The 16,246-nt window shown below is 38.2% G+C and carries 15 protein-coding genes and 1 tRNA gene; 8 read left to right on the forward strand and 8 right to left on the reverse strand.

From position 1 onward, the window contains the following. Positions 1-51 precede the first annotated feature (51 nt). The 6 genes from R2Q66_RS21050 to R2Q66_RS21075 all read right to left on the reverse strand — a co-directional run bounded on the left by R2Q66_RS21050 (position 52) and on the right by R2Q66_RS21075 (position 7,392). Complete coding sequence (locus R2Q66_RS21050) at positions 52-1,182, reverse strand: DEAD/DEAH box helicase (protein WP_316752917.1); 1,131 nt, start codon at positions 1,180-1,182, stop codon at positions 52-54. A 77-nt stretch (positions 1,183-1,259) separates the two neighbouring features. Further along, complete coding sequence (locus tag R2Q66_RS21055; protein WP_316752919.1) at positions 1,260-2,072, reverse strand: DUF3307 domain-containing protein; 813 nt, start codon at positions 2,070-2,072, stop codon at positions 1,260-1,262. Then, the gene (locus R2Q66_RS21060; RefSeq protein WP_316752921.1) at positions 2,072-2,704 is read right to left on the reverse strand and encodes a hypothetical protein; all 633 of its coding nucleotides are present in this window, start codon (positions 2,702-2,704) and stop codon (positions 2,072-2,074) included. Before R2Q66_RS21060 ends, R2Q66_RS21055 begins: the two co-directional genes overlap by 1 nt. 205 nt (positions 2,705-2,909) lie before the next feature. Next, the gene (locus R2Q66_RS21065) at positions 2,910-3,629 is read right to left on the reverse strand and encodes a hypothetical protein (protein WP_316752923.1); all 720 of its coding nucleotides are present in this window, start codon (positions 3,627-3,629) and stop codon (positions 2,910-2,912) included. A gap of 53 nt (positions 3,630-3,682) precedes the next feature. Next, a complete protein-coding gene (locus tag R2Q66_RS21070; RefSeq protein WP_316752925.1) occupies positions 3,683-5,020 on the reverse strand; it encodes a histidine phosphatase family protein in 1,338 nt (445 codons plus the stop codon). Positions 5,021-5,154: 134 nt separating this feature from the next. Then, positions 5,155-7,392 carry an alpha-L-fucosidase gene (locus tag R2Q66_RS21075; RefSeq protein ID WP_316752927.1) on the reverse strand — a complete coding sequence of 746 codons (2,238 nt, stop codon included), beginning with the start codon at positions 7,390-7,392 and terminating at the stop codon, positions 5,155-5,157. 587 nt (positions 7,393-7,979) lie between these two features. On the opposite strand from R2Q66_RS21075, the gene R2Q66_RS21080 reads away from it, so the two are divergent. Together R2Q66_RS21080 and R2Q66_RS21085 are read left to right on the forward strand one after the other, a co-directional pair. Then, positions 7,980-8,052: transfer RNA gene (locus R2Q66_RS21080), tRNA-Lys, on the forward strand. 245 nt (positions 8,053-8,297) lie between these two features. After that, entirely contained in the window at positions 8,298-9,512 is a 1,215-nt protein-coding gene (locus R2Q66_RS21085; RefSeq protein ID WP_316752929.1) for a site-specific integrase, read from the forward strand. 450 nt (positions 9,513-9,962) lie between these two features. Here R2Q66_RS21085 and R2Q66_RS21090 read toward each other — a convergent pair whose 3' ends face one another. Both R2Q66_RS21090 and R2Q66_RS21095 read right to left on the reverse strand, forming a co-directional pair. Then, entirely contained in the window at positions 9,963-10,430 is a 468-nt protein-coding gene (locus tag R2Q66_RS21090) for a DUF6896 domain-containing protein (protein ID WP_316752931.1), read from the reverse strand. Positions 10,431-10,567: 137 nt separating this feature from the next. Further along, positions 10,568-10,825 carry a helix-turn-helix transcriptional regulator gene (locus tag R2Q66_RS21095; protein WP_316752933.1) on the reverse strand — a complete coding sequence of 86 codons (258 nt, stop codon included), beginning with the start codon at positions 10,823-10,825 and terminating at the stop codon, positions 10,568-10,570. Positions 10,826-11,169: 344 nt separating this feature from the next. Here R2Q66_RS21095 and R2Q66_RS21100 point away from each other — a divergent pair, with 344 nt between their 5' ends. From R2Q66_RS21100 to R2Q66_RS21125, 6 genes are all read left to right on the forward strand, one after another. After that, a complete protein-coding gene (locus R2Q66_RS21100) occupies positions 11,170-11,772 on the forward strand; it encodes a hypothetical protein (RefSeq protein ID WP_316752935.1) in 603 nt (200 codons plus the stop codon). Positions 11,773-11,808: 36 nt separating this feature from the next. After that, positions 11,809-12,081, forward strand: coding sequence for a hypothetical protein (locus tag R2Q66_RS21105; RefSeq protein ID WP_316752937.1), 273 nt, complete (start codon positions 11,809-11,811; stop codon positions 12,079-12,081). Between the two features lie 1,037 nt (positions 12,082-13,118). Beyond that, positions 13,119-14,636, forward strand: coding sequence for a reverse transcriptase/maturase family protein (locus tag R2Q66_RS21110; protein WP_316752939.1), 1,518 nt, complete (start codon positions 13,119-13,121; stop codon positions 14,634-14,636). 166 nt (positions 14,637-14,802) lie between these two features. Next, positions 14,803-15,162, forward strand: a complete 360-nt coding sequence (locus R2Q66_RS21115; protein ID WP_316752940.1) for a hypothetical protein — start codon at positions 14,803-14,805, stop codon at positions 15,160-15,162. 18 nt (positions 15,163-15,180) lie between these two features. Continuing rightward, positions 15,181-15,453 carry an ECs_2282 family putative zinc-binding protein gene (locus tag R2Q66_RS21120; protein ID WP_316752942.1) on the forward strand — a complete coding sequence of 91 codons (273 nt, stop codon included), beginning with the start codon at positions 15,181-15,183 and terminating at the stop codon, positions 15,451-15,453. Continuing rightward, entirely contained in the window at positions 15,416-15,898 is a 483-nt protein-coding gene (locus R2Q66_RS21125; protein WP_316752944.1) for a hypothetical protein, read from the forward strand. Before R2Q66_RS21120 ends, R2Q66_RS21125 begins: the two co-directional genes overlap by 38 nt. Positions 15,899-16,246 lie beyond the last annotated feature (348 nt).

The following is a 16,246-nucleotide window of genomic DNA, read 5'->3' on the forward strand; positions in this document are numbered from 1 at the left end:
ACAAAACCCTTGCGATCTGGTGTGATGGCAAGGGTTTTCTATATTTTAGGATTAGATGATGTTTTCGCCGTCGATTAAGGTTACTTTTTTACCCATCTTTTTCTGGATCACTTCAAAGTGGTGCAAATCATCTTTACTAACTAAGGAAATCGCGTCTCCTGCGGCTTCTGCACGACCCGTTCTACCGATACGGTGGACATAATCTTTTGGTGATCTTGGTAGTTCGTAATTGATGACATAAGGAAGGAAATTAATGTCGATCCCTCTGGCCATTAAGTCTGTAGCCACCAACACCCTTAGTTTTCCTGCTTTAAACAGGTACAAAGATTCTGTTCTGGAACCCTGGCTTTTCTTGCTATGGATCGCCTTTGCATCAATGTTATTCTTTTTAAGCTTGTTAACTACGGCATCCGCCTGATGCGTTGAAGAGGTAAACACCAATACTTGTTTCATATCATGGTGGTTGATCAGGTAACGTAAAAACGGTCCTTTTTTCTCTTCAGAGACGATATAAGCCAGTTGATTAATCGTGTCTAAGGTATCTTCCTCTGCTTCTAATTTAATGACTACAGGATCATTTAGCAGAATCTGGTTGATGTTTTCAATATCAGGACTTAGCGTTGCTGAAAACAGTAAGTTTTGACGTTTTTTAGGTAACAAAGCAAAGATTTTGTTTACCTCTTCTTTAAAACCTAAGTTGAGCATTTTGTCTGCTTCATCGAGTACCAGAGTTTCGATATCAGACAGGTGTACGGCATTATTGTCTACTAGTTCCAATAACCTGCCCGGTGTAGCCACCAATACGTTTACGCCCTGCATGCCCATCATTTGAGGGTTAATAGAGACGCCACCGTATACTGCTAAAGTTTTAACAGGTTTAAGTAAGGCCGGACTAAATTTCTTGAATACGTCTTTTACCTGTTCTGCCAGTTCACGCGTAGGCACCAATACCAACACATTTGCATGGCGGTTTTTTACCCCGATAGTTTGTTGTAAGTTCATTAAAAGCGGCAACACATAACTGGCTGTTTTTCCTGAGCCGGTTTTGGCAATACCTAAAACGTCTTTTTTATCTAATATAGCTGGAATAGCTGTTTGTTGAATAGGAGTGGGCGCTGTGAAATTCTGATCTGCAAGTGCTTTTAATAAAGCAGGCGACAGACCTAAGGCTGTAAAAGGCATAATTACTCAATTTTTTGTGTAAAAGTAAGCAAAAATCGTTGTTCGCAGGGGCTTAGTTGCCTTTAGCCGGGATAATATTATGTGATGGCCAGCTGAATGAGCACTCCAATCATAGCAGAAGAAGCAAAACTGACCAGTGTTCCTACCAATACGTATTCCGTTTTGAGCTGGGTGTTGGTCTCTTTTTCAGAAAATCTTAAGATGGATTTTGCCGTCATCAGGAAGCCAATGGCCGTATACTGCCCCATGATCACGAAGGTGAGGATCAATATCCTTTCGCAAATTCCGATCCATTTCCCTGCATTTGCGAGTCCCAATTCCTGTTCTTCGGAGCTTCTGATGATTTGAATTGCTGTGTTTTCAGTTTCAGATGTATCTGGTGGCAGGCTGGCTAGCGCTGCAGCCGACCTTTCTTTCTCCAGACTGATTTGATCCCGCCATTTTTGGGTGGCTTTTCCGATAATAATGCCTAAAGGAAGGCTCACAAACAGGTATCCCCCTGCTATAATCCAGAAATTCTGATTGTTAATCAACGTCGCGATGGCACTTTGTGTAGCGCTCCATTTGTTTTCAATAGCTAGCCAAAGGAAAAGAATGACCAGCAGGTGGGCCATCTGGTCGATAATAAAATAACTGAACCGGTCTTTATTTGCTTTTGATTTGAGGTAATCAATGAGTAAATGAGAGGAAAAAATAACTGCCGGAATCAGCCAGTTGGTATATAACCCCGAGAGGAGGTAGGCAACAATAGTAGTTACAAATACGTGTAGGTAAAGTTTAGCGGATTTTCCATGTCTCTGCTCCCGGTCGGTAACCCAGCTTTTGGGTTGAAACACAAAATCGGTTAGCAAATGTGCAAAGATCAATCTGAGTAGTAAATTTATCTCCATTATTCCTGTTTGACTAAGTCTGCAATATACTTTATAGATGGTTCAAATTCTTTCCAGCCAGCAGATTTAAGCCTGCTGTTTACAGAGGGCTGAGACAGCGAAAGGATAATTGCGATCTCTTGCTGTGTTTTGCCTTCCAGAAGTAAATAAATTACCTCAGACTGTCCTTTTGTCCATTTATGTATATATTTATTTACGAAGTTAAGTATTATTTTAATCCCTTCGTTCTTTAATTCGTCGTTTGTGTGAATAGATAGAAATTCATCATCTTTCATGGTATCAAAGTTCCTCCCGGAAAGATGAAATGCTTCTCCGTCAGAATTTAATACATTTTTACCATGATAGGATACTTCGCCAATCCCTACAGAAATACGGGTGCTTAAATGGATTTTAGCGGCTTCATCGGAGTGTTTCTTAAACCAGCAGACCAGTTGTATGCTTTTAGTAATGGCTTCCTCTACTTCCTCGAATAGCACCTGATAACTATCACCCCTGAATATCTCCGCGTTCTTCTGCGCTTTACTCCAGGCCTTTAACAGCTTGTCTGTATCCTTAATCAGTTGTTTTCTTTTGATTGCAGATAGCTTGGTGAAGTTGATGATATCTCCGGTAATGACCGCTTGCGTTTTCATAGTTTAGGCTTAAATAAACTATAAATATAGAGTGTTTGTTCTATAATTGCAAAATATAGAGTAAACACTCTATAATCAGTCATTATAGAGTGTTTACTCTATAATCGATCAATATAGAACAAACACTCTATAATTTGAATGAAATGTTGGTATAGAGGTTATATAGGGGTTATTTCTTGCGAAATAACCCTATTTTTGAAGGTGATTAGAATTTAATCAGTAACTGCTCAGTAACCAGTTTATTGCCCTGATAGTACTCAAACTGCCATTCTCCATTTTTTTTGAAGACGATGCCATGGGCAGTTGCGTTGCTCGCGATGAAATAATCGGGCACTGTAGTGGCCAATAAGGTGAGCATCACTTTAGGTTCTGTATTGATCAATTGAAAGCCATTAGCGATAGGTTGCGCGTATAAAGTTCCGGCCGCAACAACCAGCTCAGATTTCACAGGAGCGATGGCTACAGGCGTTTGCTGAGGGGTTTGTATCGTAGTTGGGATAGTACCAGGTACAAAAGTCAGGGTGTCTAATGATGTAAAAGCATCTCTTAGGGCAAAATTATAAGAGGTTTTATACTCTTTTTCTCTGCTTTTTCCTTCTTTACTTTTGAATAGAATATTGCCCTGACAATCCTTTAATACTACGGTAAGATTGGTCGTAAACATGGTTTTTCTCTCTAATATCTCCAGATTTAGCGCTTTACATTTGTTGTTTGCGATTTCTGCAGGAAGTTCTGCATTGTCGAAATAGGGCGTAAAGCCTTTCTGTTCGACCAAAAATTTGGCAAGGTCATTTAATCCGTAAAGGTTAGCTGTTTTAAAGAAAGGGAATTTTTCCGGAACCACTACATATTTGTAATTGGCCAGCGTTTGTGCGCTTCCTGAAAAGGAGATGAATAAAAAGAGTATAAAAAGGTATCTTTTCATGTGTGTTTTTGTTAAAAATGATTTAGAATGTGAAATCAAATATAGGAGTTAATTTATTTAATATGATTCAGGAATTCTTCCATATTACTGTTTAAATCCAGTCCGAGAGACTTTAGTTTTTTCAGATAAAACGCACGTACTTCTTTATATGGATAGTAAGGGAAGGTCTTTGTGTTTAATCCGCGGATACCTGTTTCCTTTTCATTTAGGAGGAATTTGACCAGATAACCGTCTTTTACAGGGTTTTTATAAACCAGCATCTGGATGTTTGCACTGAATGGAATGATGTTTTGTGCTTTCCAGAGACGGTTGAAGGTACGGATGTCTTTCGTAGCTGTTGAAGCACCATTTAGATTCAGGATGGCTGCAAAAGGGGCAAGGGTTTCGGCATGTCCGAAGCGAAGTACTGAACTGTAAGGTTTAGCTTTTAGAAAAGCATCTGTAGTATTGATAAAATCGGCTAATAAGGGTGCTGCAACGTTAACCTGAATGCCATTGTTGTTGGTTCCGGGGCCTTTTTTAAGGAAATTATCGGCATCATTTAACTCGCACAAAATGGCTAAGTATTCTGATTTAAAAAAGGCTTTTAAATCAATATCCTTATCGCTGAGACCATTATCCAGGATCTCCTGATGTATGGCTGGGATGATGCTGTAAAAGCCGTAGAGGTCGTCTGTGAAGCGGATCTTGTCTTTGGAATTGATGCGTTTAGCATAGTCGGCCTGGAAAAAGGTATTAAAGAAGCAGTTGGATAAGGCTTCTAGTTTAAGTGCTTTAGCCAGCTGATCATAGCTGGAATGCCATGGGCCTGTGGCTTTAAATGACAAATAAGGTTTTGATAAGTCAAAGAATCTGAGGTTGATATCGTCTTTTTCGTTCCATTTTATGCTTGCCATCTTTTGTTGTGTCACTGTTGAGATCCCCTCCAAAAAGGCCATTGCACTCTGTTTTGTCCGTTCTTTACTGGTGGTGCTCACTAATACAGTTTGGTTTTGCGCAAAAAACAAGGGGGCTTTTTGATAGGCTCGTTCTCCGATTGCCATTAATTCCTGTTTTCCGATTTCGGAAATAGACTCCAGGTGTTTGAGCTCTACTTTTTGTAGCAACACCAATGCTGCTTTTAGTTGCTGTCCGCGTTGATTTAATCCTTTAGCGCTATCGGCTTTAAAAACCAGGCTCCAGGCCAAAGATCTGGCAACATCTTTAGTTAAATTTCTGGCCCCATGGCGGCCAAGATGGTTCAGAAATACCGGTTTATATCCGGCAGGAACTTTGGTGTATATCTCCTGAAGAGGTTTGTAGAGGGTTTTTGATCCCAGATACTGCTGCGATTGTGCAGCAGTGTAGATCAGGTTGCATCCCAAGAGGATAAAGGTAAAAATGTACTTCATCTGGTTTGTTTAAAAGATTGACTGAATATAAATTATTCCGGTGTATCGATAAACAAAATTCAGAGGCAAAAGTGTTTTAATAATGAGGCTGCTTTTTAAAACAGCCTCATTATGATTTTAAAGGAACTCCTTGTTTATTTTGTTAGAAAATCAAGTTCTGCAATAGCTAAGGATTGTTTGTTTCCGGCAATGTTTGTGGCCTGTATTTGTACGTATCTGGCTGAAACAGGTTGCTTCAGGTAATGGGTTCTGGCACTTGGATCATTGATCAGGTTGCCAAATTCAAACTGCGCTACGGTTTCCCAATTTTTGCCGTCTTTGCTGATTTGCAACACGCCTTTTTCCATCATTCCCGCTAAGAATTCTTTTGGCGGTGTATAGACAAAGGCTGTTAATTGTTGTATATCACCTAAATCAAGTGCGATTTTAGCTTGTCCATCATTAGCTTCAGAAAGCCAGTACGTTTGTCCTTTGGCGTCAAAAGCCATTGATGCTGTATTTTTTGGGTTTACGTCTGTACTTGCGTTTACTAGTTTCCAGTTGTTTTTTATTAAGCCAAATGTGGCGGAGGCAACACTTCCTTTTTCTTTATCAGCGATGGCAATTGCTTTGACTTCGCCCTTGGTTACAGTAAAGGGAGCAGTATATTTTGTCGATGAACTGGTTGGTTCGGTTCCGTTTGTAGTATAATAAATCTGAGTACCGGTTCCCAGGTTTTCGGTAGCATTTTGTCCGTGAGGTTTCCATCCAAATTCATGCTGACTAGCAGCGATGGTTAATAAACCATTGGCATCTCTAACCAGTTGTAATTGAGCTGGTCTGGTGTGGTAATAATGGGCTTCGATTGTTGCAATTGCAGGGTTTGCTCTGGAAGAAAGTACTTTTAACCTGAATTTAGAGGCCGTAACATCTGGAAAACGCAGGATGCGTTTGTAGCCAATATTTGTTGCTGAGGCAATTTGTTGCCATTTGTTGTTTAACCAGGCCTCAAAGATATGCTGTTCTACGCGTTCACCCTGATTGGAGACCGCCTCCTGCAAAACAATTCTGTTTATCTTAACCGGGGCAGGGGTGCTTATCTCTAAAGTTTTTTGCGCGCCATTGAGTAGCTTATAGGTTTCAATGCGATTATCCAGCACTTCTTTTGATCCTTTCGCATGGGCAAATAAGTTCTTACCATAGGTCTCCTGGATGCGTTTCCCGACTTCCGCCAATACTTTCACATCGGCAGGGGAGAACTTACCTTCCCGGTTTGGTGGAATATTAAGCAGGAAAGTAGAATTACCACCAACTGCTCTTTCATATATATCAAACACATCGTCAGTACTCCGGACTTTTTGCTTTTCATCATCACGATAAAACCAGCCTTCGCGTATCGAGGTGTTGGTTTCTGCCTGTTGATAATGTAAGTATTTCGCTTTGTATAATTGTTCCCTGCTACCCAAATCATCTGGTGTTAAATCAGGAAAGTTGATTGCGGTATTCGGGTTTTCCACAAAAGGGATTACATTCCATTCTGTAGCTCTTGTGGCCCCGGCTTCATTACCACACCAACGGATATCTTCTTTGCCAAATATAACGGCTTTAGGAGCCAAAGTATGAATCAGCTTTTTCCATGCCGTATAATTGTAGGTCTGGCCACCCTTGGTTTTTGGATGTGCTCCATCAAACCAAACTTCATCTATTTGTCCATATTCCGTAAGAATTTCGAACAGCTGGTTCAGGAAATACTCATTATAATCATCAACCTCAAATTGGAATTTGGTTTTGTTGGCAAAGGGTCTGCCGGCAACCTGACGGGGAATCGTACGTTTGGTAACCGGACTTAAATTTCCGTATAAACCGGTAGGACTTTCGATTTGGAACAAATCTGCCGGAGATAAATAGACGCCCAGTTTCAGGCCATATTTTTTGGCGGATGCTGAAAGCGCTTTCAATATATCACCCTGTCCATTCTGGAAACCGGTCGACATGATTCCATGAGGGGTATATCGGCTTTGCCAAAGTACAAATCCATCATGGTGTTTTACCGTAAGAATGACCATTTTCATTCCTGCTGATTTCATTGCTTCGCACCACTGATCAGTATGGAGCTCTTTTAAATCAAAAACTTTAGGGTCTTCTTTGCCATTGCCCCATTCCATGCGGGTAAAGGTGTTTGGTCCGAAGTGAATAAAGGCAATAAATTCGTTTTTAAGGGCATTCAGCTGATTGATTGTTGGTACCACATGACTGGCTTTCCATATCACCGCAGGTTTGCTGTCTGTACCAGAAATAGGTATGGTGTTTTGGGATTTAATAGCTTCATTCTGGGCAGTTGCACCTAAAGAACACGTCGCCATTAAGGCAAATATAATAACTGGTTTTTTCATGTGGTTCATCTTTGGGCTAAACCTACCATTTGTTTGAGGTTAAAACTTAACTGTTATTGTCACTTTCATAAGTGATTTTTACACGTCTGATCATGGATTAAGCGGTCTGGACAATACAGTACCAGTTTTGGACAATTTAGTACTGGTTGTATTTTAATCAAATGACGCTGCTGCTTTTTACGGTATTAATCAAGTACCGGTGCAGGTTATCAGTCAGGAAAAAGAGTAACCTGGTCTAAACAACTCAGTGAAGAGCAAGTAAAAGATTATACCGTAGAAAAAATATTAGGAATCTGGAAGCCTTTTTAGGTCTCTGATTGCTATCCAGAAACCAAGCAGTTGTCTTTCTTTAGGTCAGATGGCTGGTTTTCTAAGTTCAAACGTCCTTTTTTAATACTTATCAGGGCCTTTCAGGCTTGTTTTAGCCAGTAAAAAAGGGTGCAAATGGTGCTCAGAATAAATAATCTCGCTTAATATCAGTGCAGTATAGAATTTATGGGATATTAATTTGCAGTATATATATCGTAACCCTATATTTGCATCACTTTAAACGGAAACGCTTAGAGTAAAGCTAAAATAAAAGCTTTGATTCCGTAGCTCAGCTGGTAGAGCATTACACTTTTAATGTAGTGGTCCTGGGTTCGAATCCCAGCGGGATCACAAGATTCAAAATCAAAACGTACAAAAGGCTGTTAATCGCATGATTAACGGCCTTTTTACTTTTACGGGGGTACCAAAACTTGCACCGATTCTCATAAAAAAAGTGAGCGATTCGGTGAGTCGTTTGGAAAATTTGCCCTACTCACCGAATGAGACATATTCAACTACTGAACAGGTAGTTACAAACTGAACATCTTGTAATCGTTAAACTGCAAAGCTATTTTTGTTTCACCCTTAATCATTAAATGATGAAAACGAACTTCAGCCTGCTTTTTTATCTGAAAAAGCAAAAGAACTACATCAGCGGCAACACCCCTATTTACATGAGAATTACGGTTGATGGTAAACGTGCAGAAATCGCGACCAGCAGGGATTGCAACCCAAGCCGTTGGAGTAAGCGATCCAGCCGACTAATCGGAACTAAAGAAGATGTGAAGATGCTTAATTCCTATTTGGATCAACTGCAAAATTCCGTTTATCAGGCACATCAGGAGTTGGTTGGTTTCGGTCTCGGGATAACCTCGGAAGCCATTAAATGCAGGTATCTGGGCAAAATGGATGGCTCGCATACTTTACTAGAGGCCGTCAAAGATCATAACCAAAAGATGCAGTCCTTGGTGGGTAAAGGTTACGTACAGGGCACATTGAACCGCTATAAGGTCTTAGAAAAACACTTATCAGCTTTTATGCCTTCAAAATACGAGCTGGCGGATATGGATATTAAAAGAGTAGATCAAGCCTTCCTGAATGACTTTGACTATTATTTAAGATCTGATAAAAACTGCGAGAATAACTATGTGGTTAAAAACGTCAAGAATTTAGGAAAGATCCTGCGCATTGGTTTGGAAAATGGCTGGGTGGAAAAAGATCATTTTCTAGGTTACAAAGGCAAAACTAAGAATGTTGACCGTTACTACCTTAATCAAGAGGAACTGGAACAGATCGCCGGAAAAGAGTTTCTATCTGAAAGATTAAGGCAGGTGCGTGACGTCTTTGTCTTTTGCTGTTTTACCGGACTGGCCTACGTGGATGTCTTTAAATTGAAACAGGAGCATATCCAAAAAGGAAATGACGGGGAACGCTGGATTTTCACCAACAGGCAAAAGACAAAAACCAGATCTGCAATCCCCCTACTGCCAACCGCAGTTAAGATTATGGATCGGTATGCAACAAATAAAGTCTGCATAAATAAAGGGAATCTACTTCCTGTACCCAGCAACCAAAAATTAAACGAGTATTTGAAAGAAATAGCGGATCTCTGCGGAATTGAGAAGAAACTAACCTCCCACATTGCCCGCCATACTTTTGCAACTACCGTAACGCTTTTAAATGGGGTGCCAATTGAAAGCGTATCGAAGATGCTTGGACATACCAATATCAGAACGACCCAACACTATGCTAAAATATTGGATATTAAGGTTGGTGCCGATATGGCTTTATTAAGAGAGAAATACCACTAACAATTCGTTAAACTGGCTGATCCGCCCAAACTGCCTTCCTGTCTTTTTTAGTTTTTTTGAGTGGCTTTTAGAAACCCAAGTTGCGCAGGGGTTTTCTCTCCTTTATTTATTCTAGCCTTTTCGGGCTAGAATAAATAAAGGCAAGGGAGTTTTTGGGTACCCAAAAGCACAACTTGCCGATTACAAAACAAACAGATTTTTGTAACCGGATGTGAGGTCTAGAAGCGGATTTCCGTATATCGTCTGGACAGAACCAAACTAGTAGGCTGCTTAGCCAGCCTATCACTTAGTTACCTAATCAACATTACACTTAAACACTTTGGTTACTAAACATATAAGGACATTGCAGGCTTTAGGTGCATTTGGAATTCGAATCTCATAAGAACTACGTAACTCCAATCATCAAATTTCATGGAGCAGAAAACACTAAAAAGAGACAAATCATTTTTTCTAATCAAGCGCCTCTAGTTCAAGCGTACTTTTTAAGAAATAAAGTGTTGTTGGATATTCAAGTATTGGATTCACTATCACCTTATTTACAATCAATTGATTAAACTCCCTCTCAATATCTTCTTTATCCTTATATTCAGGATACTTATTTCGTTGATTTTGTATGAATATTGTTAGTCTCCATAAATCAAACCCGTCGTGTCTAGGTTCAGGAAAGAATGCAAAATCAAAATCTACAATTTTGTCTTTAAACTGAACCTCCAAACCTATTCCATGGAAGGCATAAAAATAAACCCCTTCTTCTATTAATTTACCAGTCTGCTGATAAACTCTGTTATACCAACCTTCTAGAAGGTCATTAACTTTGTATTTACATTTAAAGATGTTAACCGCCTTGCTTACTGTCTCCTGATAATCTTTAATTACATCTAAAATTTTGAGTTGGTCTAAGGATATTTTACTAGTCATAATATTATCGTAAGGTCCTTACCAGAAGGAAGAATATATTTCATGAATACTCTATTAGATCTAAACCCATAAGAGCATTTTATATGAAGGCATTAATTTAGATCAAGCGGGAATTGTCCGAGATCATTCCCGCTACCCTACTTAGCTGGATTATCATAATCTTCATTAAAAAATTCAGTTAAGCTTACTCCAAAACAATTCAGAATATTAATCAATGTAGCTATAGTGATATTAGCACTCCCAGCTTCATACTTACCATATTGGGAACGATTTAGATTGTGTTCATAAGAAAACTTATCTGGACTGGTATAACCCTTTGATTTCCTAAGGCTTTTAAGTCTTAATCCTATTTTCTTTAGCTCGTTTTCACTTGTTAAAAGATCGCTGTTTGCCATGAAATAAAGTAAAGCAAATACTCCACATTAACACACTCCATAAAAAGAGTATTTTTATTTGGAGCATAAACTTTATATACTTACCTTAGGGTATTAATCAAATAAAAATGTAAATAAACTAACATTAAAACACTTAGAGTCTTGCGGTTGCATTATCTGAAGCCGTAGCGCAAGACAGCAGAATACCTAACCTATTTACTAATATGCTATATTAGCGTATTCCTAAAATAGGTGCGGGACTGCTGTACACTTGTGATACGTAAGGCTTCAGAAACTTTTATGCAACCACGAGATGCAGTTCCGCACCTATTTCTGCATCTCCAAGGCTCATTAATTTCAAAATTATGAGCAACAGAAACAAACTCCGGTACAATCAGCTTACAGATAAGCAGATCCTAAACCCACACGTATTCATTTCAGATTTTTGCAGACAGGAAATAGACATTGAAGCCTTTCGCGCTGAAATCCTACTGCTGATCAAATCAGCATGTACCAACCAACAGTATGGAAAAAGTGAAGAATACTTTTACAATTACAGGTGCTTGCTGAAATTACTCGAGGCAGGTCACATCTTTTTTTGTAGAGATGCAAAGTTCTCCTTGCATTGTGATCCATGCACACTTACTCCCTGCGAAATAGACCTTAACAGGTACTACAGCACGCTTATTACCACTCACTTTAAAACACTTTCGGATAAGGAAATCAAAAACACCCAGTGCTTTTTTAAAGACTTTTTCAGCTTTATGAGCTTAAATGAATGGCGGTTGATATTTAGCCGGATAGTGGAATATGCTTACAGACAGCCCACTATTGATGAGGTTTTAGAAGACGGAAGTGCAATGGTGGTTGTCAAAGAGTACATAGAAAAACTAATTGAGGTTATCTATCTGATTGACAGCAGCCAGACCGTATTCTTTATTAATAACACCACTACAACAGTAAACTAAACCCATAAATGATAACCGAACTTAATACATGACGTCATGAAAAAGCAAACTAGAAAATACAAGATCGATGAGTATCTATTCAATCTCAATGTATGGCAATACCGTAAAGCGATGCAGATTCTGCCAGACCTGTTAAACATTTCACTAAACACCTTCCACAATTACCGTAGAATACTGCCAGAAAGCACACAAGATATCCCGTATGAAAAAGTCATTCTGATGGAAAAGCTGTTTGACTTTCAACACGGGACATTAGCCTACCAGCATCCGGAAATTGAAAGTTTAAAAAGTATGCTGATCGATGATTGAACCACTCCCTTTTCTTCAAGCCCACGGTCTTTTCCGTAACCACCCCCGCAAAAACTGCGTGGTGGCCTTGGGCTAAGGTGTTTTTGCAAGCCGAAAATGCGCGGGAAAACTCTTGTGCAAAAACACCTTTCTTTATCTTTCTTCTTAAATAAAGCATCCAGAAAGGTAGGGTTCCACCCAGGACGCTATGTTCTATTACCTTGTAAATGGGCATAGAATAAGGCTACTGTTCAATTCCTTTTCTCTAAAAAACAGAAGGACTCGATCTGCTTAGATCATCCCCTCATTATTTCTGTTCCCATATACCAAATGAACCGTTTTGGGTTTGACTTGCATAAAATATTGCTGAATATATCATGAGAGTAAAAGTACCTTAGTCCTGAACATTGACCAAGAAAAAGCCCTATAGAACACTGACAGGTATTCAGATTGAGATGACAGTGGCAGAAGTCATTAATAAATCGGTCAAGAAATCAGACAGTATGTCATCAAAAGGTCTGCTGGCAATATACTTGTGTATCCCTGTACGCCTTTCATAAAGATGAGGGGGTTGTATGTTTAAGTTACTAAGAATTTGGATGCCTTCCAAATTTAATTGCAGTTTAACAGTACCATATAGATTCAGGAGAACCATCCTCAGGATGAGATACACCAGAACCAATATACCCTGTAGCATGTAATTGTAGATACACATAACATATTTGTTTAAGAAGTCTTACTGAGAAATCAGAATACGCCGATCTGTGTGAAAGCATGTATAGAAAGGTTCTTTGATGCGGTGATTCATCTATCAGTGGTTGAATCTCGGTTTCGGGATAGGTTGAATGGAGTGTTTTCATTCAATGTTGTAGTGTCACATTCGTTCGATAAGTTCGGATGATTGGCCAAGTGTGGATTCGGGTACGTATGGGTTCAAGTCCTAAAATGATTAAGACGGTCATTTACCAAGCAATGAAATACATTGTGCATTAGTCAAAGTCGTTAAAAACTGATTTTGTCTTTGACTAATGTCCCTTTAACATTTACTATCTAGTTGAATGTATACAGAAGAACTATGGCAGGCTTTCTATGAGAAGATCCTAAAACACAAAAAACCGAAGACCTATAAACATTTTGATGATATGTTTGACTTTGTAAAGTCAAACAATAAAATAAAGGATTTGGTTAGTGATCCCAGCCTCAAAAGTGTGGCTACATATTCCTTTGCTCCATTGGTAAAAATACTTACCAAAACCCCACGTTTCAAGTACAATGAAACACAGGACACAAATGATCTGGAAACCAAAATCAGGCCTATATCATTTGCTTCTCACTTTGATTCTTACATTTACAGCTTTTATTCCTTTGCATTAACAGAACAGTACCAAGTCTATATTAAAGATAATAGATTCGATGACTGCATCCTAGCTTATCGCTCTGACCTAAATGGGGATTGCAATATACAATTTGCGAAAAAGGCTTTTAACACTGTTAATGACTTAGTGAAATCACATGGCAAATGCACTGCTATTGCCCTTGATATCAAAGGATATTTTGACAACATCGACCATACAATTTTAAAAGAAAAATGGTGCAAAATATTGGGGCTAGAAGAACTCCCCATTGATCAGTACAAAATATACCGCTCACAAACCAACTATTCATACGTGAACAAGGTTAGCCTGCTCCAGCATTTTAATATCCGAAAGAGTAAACCTGACCGCAAAAAGAACCTATTAGACTTAATTCCTGGAGATATAAATGGCAACTCGTATCATCAAAAATTTGATTTGCTTAGAAAAAGAGATTTGGTGATCCGAAACAAACCTAAAAAGGAGAAAGACGGCACACTTTCCTTTAAAGGAATACCACAAGGATCGCCTTTGAGTTCAGTGTTATCAAACATATATCTAATTGATTTTGATCGTTGGCTTAACAACTTAGGATCAGTAATGGGCTTCAAGTATTATAGGTATTGCGATGACCTGCTAATCATTTGTCAAAGTAAAGACAGGTCGTACTTGCTTAAGGAAATCATTGATGGGATCAAAAATACTTATCGTTTAACTATTCAAGCAAAAAAAAGTGAAATCATTGAATTCCGTCCAAATAGCAAGGATGAAATTAGAGCCTTTGATGTAAAACATCCTGCCCCACGTAAAACTACAGTAAGTGATGAGCAAAAATATTATAAGAACCTTCAATATTTAGGCTTTGAATTCAATGGAAAAAGCACTTATGTAAGATCATCGAGTTTATCTAGGTACTTCCGTAAAGCAAAGGGTAGGATACTTAAAACTATGATGATGGCTTATGGACAAAAATCAAAGAGCGATAAAATATATAGGAAACAACTGTATGAAAAATACTCACATTTTGGCAAAAGAAACTTCATTACCTATGTCCAAAATGCAGCAAAAAAAGAATACACCAACGCAGAAGGAATAATTCGCCAAGGCTTGGATTCAAAGGCCATTCGACGTCAATTGTCTTCACATTTCGGGTTTCTACAAAAAGAAATGACAATATCTAGCAGACAATTCGCAAAAAGTAAAAAAACCACTACTAAGCAGTAGTGGAAACAGAATGTATTAACTGATGATTCTCCATAATAATTCAGATCGGCAACCTCTACTAATTCCTAGCATAGGAAATAACAACAAGAAATAGATTCAAAATAATAATTTCACTACAAAGACTTAAATTTGTTTAACTTTGGTTATACCTCAAAATTAGACATTTATGAAATTTACGGTTTTAGATTGGAGATTAGAACAACAAAATGAACAAGACATAAGAACGCTCACTTACAAGCTACAGGTTGATAATAATGAGAATAACTTAAAAGATGCTCAAATTATGTTCAGCGGATCACTAATAACGGAGTTGAAGGATGGAATAACTGCTCAGTATAATTCTTCTGAATTTAACTTTCAAATGGCTGCTCTTGGAATAGCTCATCTTAACAATGAACTGACAATAAATAAATCAGCAGTGAATCAAGATAGCTTTTCTTATAGTTATTTTACAGAAGATTACCCACATGGCAGTGTTAATATTCCTGATATAAAAAGCTTAAAAAACTATTCATTTGAAATCTAAACCTTAATAAATTGAGTTATGAAAAAAGATTATTCGATTAAACTCCAACTGCGGTGCATTACGTGTGGTGGGGAGCAATTTGACTACAATGAAGACAAAACCTATGTAAAATGCATGACATGTAACCGTGAATACCTTAATGGATATGATGAATTGGTGGAACTCAATCAAGATAACATAGATAAAGGAATTGAACAGATTAAAGACGAAGTTGCGACTGATTTAAAAGAAGATTTCACAAAAAAACTAAAAGATGCTTTTAGAGGAAGTAAAAACATTAAGTTTAAATAAGATTGACTGGAGTCTCTGTATTTCCATACTTGCTTTAATCGCATCTGTATTAACTTACATACTGCACGACAGGAGGTTAAAGAGACAAGAGCATTTTATTAATGAACATCAAATTAAAAAGATTTCAGAAGAGCAGGATGAAAATGCCAAAGCTCTTATTAAAGCTAACGTTGTAAAACATCCAAAAGGGAAGCGAGAGATCAAAATTTTTAATGCGGGAAAGGCAATTGCAAATAATATAAAGGTCGAAATACTTTCAGAGTTAAGCGGTATGCATACGGATGACCTTGATGAGTTATTCCCTTATGAGTTTTTAAACCCACAAGAAGGAACTCAGTTTTTCATCTTTCTTTATGAAGGACCAACTAAAATCCTAAAAATAAAAATGTCTTGGGACGATTCCTACAGATTAGGACGTAATCATGAACAGATTCTGACACTATAATTTTGCTCCTACCTGAGTATTAGTTGAACCCAACTAATAGTTAAAAGTACAACAGAATAAACAACGTCTTAGTTGAGGGTTACAATTTGTTTATTAGAGTTTTTATATTGAAATTTAAGGTATTGCATTTGCTGCTTAAACGTACAAAATAAAGGTGAGTGATTCGGTTAGTACCAATTCAAAAACCTCCCAGATAATGAATAAACCCCGATTTTCACACTAGGTGTGAATCCCAGCGGGATCACCAGATTCAAAATCAAAACGTACAAAAGGCTGTTAATCGCATGATTAACGGCCTTTTTACTTTTACGGGGGAACCAAAACTTGCACCGATTCTCATAAAAAAAG

It is taken from the genome of Pedobacter gandavensis, assembly GCF_032677645.1.
Classification (GTDB): domain Bacteria; phylum Bacteroidota; class Bacteroidia; order Sphingobacteriales; family Sphingobacteriaceae; genus Pedobacter; species Pedobacter gandavensis_A.

Excerpts from the sequence above, each read along its gene's own strand:
- R2Q66_RS21085 (WP_316752929.1), top strand. The coding sequence starts at position 8,298 with ATGATGAAAACGAACTTCAGCCTGCTTTTTTATCTGAAAAAGCAAAAG.
- R2Q66_RS21090 (WP_316752931.1), bottom strand. The coding sequence starts at position 10,430 with ATGACTAGTAAAATATCCTTAGACCAACTCAAAATTTTAGATGTAATT.
- R2Q66_RS21115 (WP_316752940.1), top strand. The coding sequence starts at position 14,803 with ATGAAATTTACGGTTTTAGATTGGAGATTAGAACAACAAAATGAACAA.
- R2Q66_RS21060 (WP_316752921.1), bottom strand. The coding sequence starts at position 2,704 with ATGAAAACGCAAGCGGTCATTACCGGAGATATCATCAACTTCACCAAG.
- R2Q66_RS21120 (WP_316752942.1), top strand. The coding sequence starts at position 15,181 with ATGAAAAAAGATTATTCGATTAAACTCCAACTGCGGTGCATTACGTGT.
- R2Q66_RS21105 (WP_316752937.1), top strand. The coding sequence starts at position 11,809 with ATGAAAAAGCAAACTAGAAAATACAAGATCGATGAGTATCTATTCAAT.
- R2Q66_RS21095 (WP_316752933.1), bottom strand. The coding sequence starts at position 10,825 with ATGGCAAACAGCGATCTTTTAACAAGTGAAAACGAGCTAAAGAAAATA.
- R2Q66_RS21065 (WP_316752923.1), bottom strand. The coding sequence starts at position 3,629 with ATGAAAAGATACCTTTTTATACTCTTTTTATTCATCTCCTTTTCAGGA.
- R2Q66_RS21055 (WP_316752919.1), bottom strand. The coding sequence starts at position 2,072 with ATGGAGATAAATTTACTACTCAGATTGATCTTTGCACATTTGCTAACC.
- R2Q66_RS21050 (WP_316752917.1), bottom strand. The coding sequence starts at position 1,182 with ATGCCTTTTACAGCCTTAGGTCTGTCGCCTGCTTTATTAAAAGCACTT.
- R2Q66_RS21125 (WP_316752944.1), top strand. The coding sequence starts at position 15,416 with ATGCTTTTAGAGGAAGTAAAAACATTAAGTTTAAATAAGATTGACTGG.
- R2Q66_RS21075 (WP_316752927.1), bottom strand. The coding sequence starts at position 7,392 with ATGAAAAAACCAGTTATTATATTTGCCTTAATGGCGACGTGTTCTTTA.
- R2Q66_RS21070 (WP_316752925.1), bottom strand. The coding sequence starts at position 5,020 with ATGAAGTACATTTTTACCTTTATCCTCTTGGGATGCAACCTGATCTAC.
- R2Q66_RS21100 (WP_316752935.1), top strand. The coding sequence starts at position 11,170 with ATGAGCAACAGAAACAAACTCCGGTACAATCAGCTTACAGATAAGCAG.
- R2Q66_RS21110 (WP_316752939.1), top strand. The coding sequence starts at position 13,119 with ATGTATACAGAAGAACTATGGCAGGCTTTCTATGAGAAGATCCTAAAA.